This is a genomic window from Spirochaetota bacterium (assembly GCA_038043445.1).
Classification (GTDB): domain Bacteria; phylum Spirochaetota; class Brachyspiria; order Brachyspirales; family JACRPF01; genus JBBTBY01.
In genome coordinates this window covers 1-5,366 of the sequence record JBBTBY010000006.1, presented here as the reverse complement: position 1 = coordinate 5,366, position 5,366 = coordinate 1, and the positions used below count along the sequence as shown (strand labels likewise).

At 51.9% G+C, this 5,366-nt stretch carries 1 protein-coding gene; it reads right to left on the bottom strand.

Translation table 11 applies throughout. The annotated features are described in order from the left end of the window. A partial coding sequence (locus AABZ39_00855; GenBank protein ID MEK6793296.1) for a right-handed parallel beta-helix repeat-containing protein occupies window positions 1–5,195 on the bottom strand: 5,195 nt, incomplete at its 3' end. Between the last annotated feature and the right edge of the window lie 171 nt (window positions 5,196–5,366).

Here is a 5,366-nt window from a genome sequence, read left to right as displayed (position 1 = left end):
GTGTTCGTAGCGTGGTACATATAGACGCCGCCGCCGGTCGGAGCGTAATTGCTCCGGAGCGCCGCGTTTATCACCGTTGAAATGGGGAGATACAAATAGATCCCGCCCCCGGATCCGGCGGTATTATTTGCGATGGTAGAGTTCACCGTCGTGTTACTACCGGTGAAAACGACGATACCGCCGCCGATACCGCCGCTATTGTACGCCACGAGGGCGTTAACGGTAGTGTTGAAATTATTCATTACCAAAAGCCCGCCGGCAGTACCGGACGCAGTATTACTTACGATAATACCGTTTATCGTATTCCCGCGTCCGTCGAACAGATATACACCGCCGGCGTCAACAGCGCTGTTGTTTGCGACCGTCGCGTTCACCGTACAGTTGGTAGAAAAATTCAAGTTGATGCCGCCGCTGGAGCCCGCGCTGTTGCTGCACACCGACGCTGTCACCGTAACGTTGGAACTCCCGGCAATATACACCCCGCCGCCGCCGGTGTTCGCTCTATTGCTCATCATCACCCCGCTCACCGTACCACCCTGTGATGCGTAGTATAATACGCCGCCGGCGTTCTCGGAATAATTACTGAAGATGAATGCGTTGATATCGATGTCGCGTCCGTCCAGAACGCCGCCGCCGCCGCCGCTCGCTGCCGCGATGCAGTTGCTTACCGTGCCGCCGATGGAATTCGAAATACCCGAAGCAGAATAAAAGCCGCCGCCGATGTTCGAGGATACGCAATTGATGACGGCTGCAGTGATCGCCACGTTCGTGCATTCATTGAGAGACAGGCCGCCGCCGTTCGTCGAGCTGCAATTGCTCACAATAATGTTCGAAAGAAGACTCTGCTTTACGCTGAGGAGCAGAATGCCCGTGCCTTCAAACTGCGGCACAACGGTATTCGTTCCGCCGCGCCGTATCACAAAATTGCTCAGCGCAAGATTGGTGAGATTCGCGATATACATGAGCCGGTTGGCAATGGCAGCAGAGCCGCCGTCAAGTGTGGTATATCCCGTCACCGATGTGAACGCCGCATCATACCCGCCGATGATGCGGAGATTATTCTTATTCGTGATGAACACGCCGTTGGTAATGGCAAGCGCATTCAACTGGCCGTTACGCGTAAGATTCGCAGCAAGCACGCGCACCTCATCCCCAGCACTCGCGCCATCCACCGCCGACTGAAAATCGAAATAAAGAATCCCCTTATTCGTATTCGACGCTATCATCATCTGCGGCATGACGATATTCCACCGGGCGTTCGTCGCATCATGCCAGATATGCCCTTTGGTGTTCAGTATGTCGATGCGGTCATTTGAAACGATCTGTCCGCCGAAATCCCTGTAGAGATATTTCAATGAGTTCGTGTAGAAACAGTTCGATGACAGCACATGGTTCGTTAACTCCCCCATTGATTCAATAATTGCATACGCATTTACCCCGCCGCCGATGAACACACAATTCGATATGGTCACCGGATACCGTACGGCCGTGGACATGCAGTTCGTGAAATGAAGCGTCGCATTGGTCACCGTGCCGTAATTGTTCGAGAAAAAACAATTGGTGATGTAGTTATTCGATCCTTGCTCGACCGCAATGCCGCCCCCCGCCAAGTCCGCAGTATTGCCCAGAAACGTCCCGCACAAGGCATTGTTATAGCCGCGCTGAATAAATACCGCACCTCCGTCTCTTCCTGAAATATTGCCAATAGCCGTGATATTTACACGGATATTCGTTGAGTCGTTGAGTCCAAAGCCGCCGCAATCACTTGTCGCCTTGTTGCTGATGAATGCCCCAGCTACTGTTCCATCCTTGACCCCGTACAGATCAAATCCGCCGACACCCACGGCCGAAGTATTACTGATAAATGTTGCGTTCACTGTCACATTCGATCCAAAAAACAGCCATCCGCCCCCGATATTACCGCTTGAAGAATTGCTTGCCACTGTGCCGTATAATGAGAAGCTGTAGCTGTAATTCATATCGACGCCTGCGCCCGTTCCGACATTGTTCGCTACCGTGGCGTTAATAGTGAAATTCGTTGTGGCATATCCGTAAACGCCGCCGCCTTCGGTTGCGGCAATATTATCTTTAATGACCCCAAGCAAATTGCAGTTGGTCACACTGCCGATATAGACGCCGCCGCCATACTGTCTTGCTTTGTTGCTTGAAATCGTTGCATTCACCATTATTGCATTGGCATTCGTTACGAATACGCCGCCGCCATTTATTGCAGTATTGTTCGAGATAAAACCGGCAACAGTGTTGTTCGTACCCGGGCCGACATACACCCCCCCGCCGATATTCGAAGCAAAACAATTCAGCACCGCTGCACTTACCGTAGTATTGGTCACGCATCCTAGAAATATGCCGCCGCCATTCGATGAAACGCAATTGCTCACGATGATGTTCGATATCCAGCACGAGTCAATGTTGGAGGCAAAGAACCCCGTTCCGTTCTGGTTCATCACCGGGGATGCCGCATTTGACCCGCCTCCCTGCATAACAAATCCGTCGAAAACCAGGTTCGTGAGGTTGGCTATATACACAAGGCGATTCGTGCCAAAACTACCGCCGACAAGCGCTGTGTACACACCCACCTGCGGTGCGAATGCCGCATCACACCCGCCGATGATGCGCAAGTTGTTCTTGTTCGTTATAAATACGCCGTTGGTGACCGATAGAGCGTTCAATTGCTCGGCGCTTCGCGTGAGAACGATATCCCGCACCCGTATCTCATCGCCGGGACTCGCACCATTGATGGCCGCCTGCATGTCCAGGTACAACATACCCAAGTTCGTATTCGACGCGACAAAAGGTCTCGGCATGACGATGTTAAGCGCGGCATTCGTCGCATCATGCTTGTAGTATTTGCCAATGTTCAGCTGACTCACCTGATCGTTCGATATAATCCGTGCGCCGAAATCCACATAGAGATATTTGAGCGTGTTCGTATAGAAGCAATTCGACACGATCACATGATTGGTCATTTCCGCAGCGATCTCGAGCATCGGAATGGCGTTATTCCCCGCGCCGAAGAATGTGCAGTTCGATATAGTCACCGGATAACGAACCGCGGCGACATTGGAGAAGTAGAGTGTCGCGTTCGTAACCGATGCTGTGTTGTTCGAGAAATAACAGTTTGTTATATAATTGTTCGACCCGCTGTAGAAAAACAGTGCCCCGCCGTAACTCGCGGCATTGCTCACCACCGTTCCACATACGCTGCTGTTCGTGTTCTGATCGAAATATACAGCCCCGCCCATGAGGGCTTTATTGCTCGCGATAGTACCCGCTATCAAATACCGGCTCCCGCCAAACAGATATATGCCGCCGCCGTTGCTCAAAGAGCTGTTGTACGCATTATACCCGGTCATTTGAACGTTATCGTTTTTTTCACTGATGTATATGCCGCCGCCGTTGCTCATCGCGCTGTTGCTTACAATACTGCCGTTGATAAAGATATTGGTATTTGAAATAGCGAGCAAGATCCCGGCGCCGAATAATGCGCTGTTATTCGCTATAGTTGCGTTAAAGGTAATATTCGTCGATGTCTCCATGAATACACCGCCGCCGCCGGCCGTTACGCTGTTATGTATCACATCGCCGCCGATGACACAGAGTACCGAGGCTGCCACGCCGAGTCCGCCACCCATTACAGCATTATTATACGCAATGACCCCGCTCACTCTGATGTTTGTACTTTGGCTGAACAAAGCACCGCCATGTGCCATGGCGTTATTGCTGACCAACACCGCGCTCACATTATTGCTGGTGCCGTAGGCCATTATGAGGCCGCCGGCTGCAAAGGCGGCGCGGTTGCTCGCCACCGTTCCACTCAGGGTACAGTTTGTCGCGAACAGCAGCGCAACGCCGCCGGCGTTATTGATCGAATTGTTGCTGAGAACGGTCAGATCAAATAGACTATTCGTTAGATTCCACCCGAACACACCGCCGCCGTATACCTCCGCGACATTGCTCTTCGTTGACCCGGTAAATATGTTGTTATAACACGCTTCGGCTAATAACCCGCCGCCGAAATTTGACGCTGCGCACCGGAATATATCCGCCGCGATATAGTTGTTCGTAGCTATGCGTACGAACATGCCGCCGCCGTTGTACGACACGCAATTGCTGACGATGATATTCGATAGAAAGCATTGATGCGCGTTGGAGAACATCACCCCCGATCCATCGGGAAGCACTGCTGTTGCCGCATTGTTCGAACCCCCGCGTTTTATCGCAAAACCGCTGAAGGTTAGATTCGAAAGATTTGCTATATAGACAACGCGGTTTGAGAGCGGCCCGATACCCCCGCCGTCAAGCGTCGTGTATACCCCCGCCTGAAGCGCGAATGCCGCATCGCACCCGCCGATGATACGCAGATTGTTCTTGTTCGTAATGAATACACCGTTGGTGACCGACAGCGCGTTCAATTGCTCGGCACTTCGCGTGAGAACGATATCCCGCACCCGTATCTCATCGCCGGGGCTCGCACCATTGATGGCCGCCTGCATGTCCAGGTACAACATGCCCGAGCTCGTATTCGACGCGATCAGAGGTCTCGGCATGACGATGTTACGCGCGGCGTTCGTCGCATCATGCTTGAAATATTTTCCGATATTCAGCTGGCTTACCTGATCGTTCGATATTATCGGACCGCCATAATCCACATACAGATATTTCAGCGTGTTCGTATAAAAGCAGTTGGATACGATCACATGATTGGTCATTTCCGCCGTCTGCTCGAACATCGGTATTGCATTATTCCCGCCGCCGTAGAATACGCAGTTCGATATGGTCACCGGATACATTACCGCGGTTACATTGGTAAAATGGAGCGTCGCATTCGTAACCGTCGATATGTTATTCGAAAAAAAGCAATTCATTATCATCGTATTCGTACCGGCTGAAACACAAATGCCCCCGCCCATATATCCGGAGTTATTGCTGACAAATGAACCGGAAACGAACGAATCCACCGTATTGTTGACATACATGCCGCCGCCGGACATGGTCGCGTAGTTACTCGCCACTTGCGCCGATACCGTAATGTTCGTGCAGTCCTCGATGCACACACCGCCGCCAAATCTCACCGACGTGTTGTTCACCACCGTGCCGGCGATAGTAATATTCGAGCACGCGAAGACGCGTACCCCGCCACCGCCATTAACCCCGGCAATTGATGCGTTATTCACGACGGTTGAATTCAAAGTGACGTTTATCGATTCTTTAAGAAATACCCCGCCGCCCCCGAACGCATCTGCATTGTTACTGATAATATCACCGCCGATAAGGACATTCGTACATAATTGAACGCCTATACCCCCTGCCGTCCCTGCAAAATTACTTCTCGCCTGAATATGCAG